General features: G+C 58.1%; 1 protein-coding gene. It reads left to right on the top strand.

Going from position 1 to position 1,135, the window contains the following annotated elements; all coding sequences use genetic code 11:
- Nucleotides 1-22: 22 nt before the first annotated feature.
- The coding region (locus tag M8014_RS00120; protein WP_271280568.1) for an IS4 family transposase at nucleotides 23-1,135 on the top strand (1,113 nt) is incomplete at its 3' end.

The raw sequence follows: 1,135 nt of genomic DNA, 5'->3' as shown, positions 1-1,135 counted from the left end.
TCACTCGTTTCCGGATTTTTTTATGCACATTGGACAGGCTCTTGATCTGGTATCCCGTTACGATTCCCTGCGTAACCCTCTGACTTCTCTGGGCGATTATCTGGACCCGGAACTGATTTCCCGCTGTCTGGCCGAAGCCGGGACCGTCACCCTGCGCAAGCGTCGCCTGCCGCTGGAAATGATGGTCTGGTGTATTGTCGGTATGGCGCTTGAACGCAAGGAACCCCTTCATCAGATCGTGAATCGCCTGGACATCATGCTGCCAGGCAGTCGTCCCTTCGTCGCGCCCAGCGCCGTGATCCAGGCCCGTCAGCGGCTGGGCAGCGAGGCCGTCCGCCGCGTGTTCACACAGACCGCGCAGCTCTGGCATAACGCCACGCCACATCCGCACTGGTGCGGCCTGACCCTGCTGGCCATCGATGGTGTGTTCTGGCGCACACCCGACACGCCAGAAAACGACGCCGCTTTCCCCCGCCAGACGCATGGCGGGAACCCGGCACTCTACCCGCAGGTCAAAATGGTCTGTCAGATGGAGCTGACCAGCCATCTGCTGACGGCAGCGGCCTTCGGCACGATGAAGGACAGTGAAAATGAACTCGCTGCACAGCTTATAGAGCAGACCGGCGATAACACCCTGACCCTGATGGATAAAGGCTATTACTCTCTGGGGCTGCTGAATGCATGGAGCCAGGCGGGAGAACACCGGCACTGGATGATCCCGCTCAGGAAAGGCGCGCAGTATGAAGAGGTCAGGAAGCTGGGTAAGGGGGACCATCTGGTGAAGCTGAAAACCAGCCCGCAGGCACGGAAAAAGTGGGCGGGTCTGGGCAATGAGATGACAGCCCGCCTGCTGACCGTAACGCGCAAAGGAAAAGTGTACCATCTGCTGACGTCGATGACGGACGCCATGCGTTATCCGGGGGCAGAGATGGCAGATCTGTACGACCATCGCTGGGAAATCGAACTGGGGTACAGAGAGATAAAACAGACGATGCAACTGAGCAGGCTGACGCTGAGAAGTAAAAAGCCGGAGCTTGTGGAGCAGGAGCTGTGGGGCGTATTACTGGCGTATAATCTGGTGAGATATCAGATGATTAAAATGGCGGGGCATCTGAAAGGCTACTGGCCGAATCAG

This window comes from Silvania hatchlandensis (assembly GCF_025564065.1).
Lineage (GTDB): Bacteria > Pseudomonadota > Gammaproteobacteria > Enterobacterales > Enterobacteriaceae > Enterobacter > Enterobacter hatchlandensis.
Note: the sequence above shows the minus strand (reverse complement) of the source record. Positions and strands in the feature narration are given on the sequence as shown.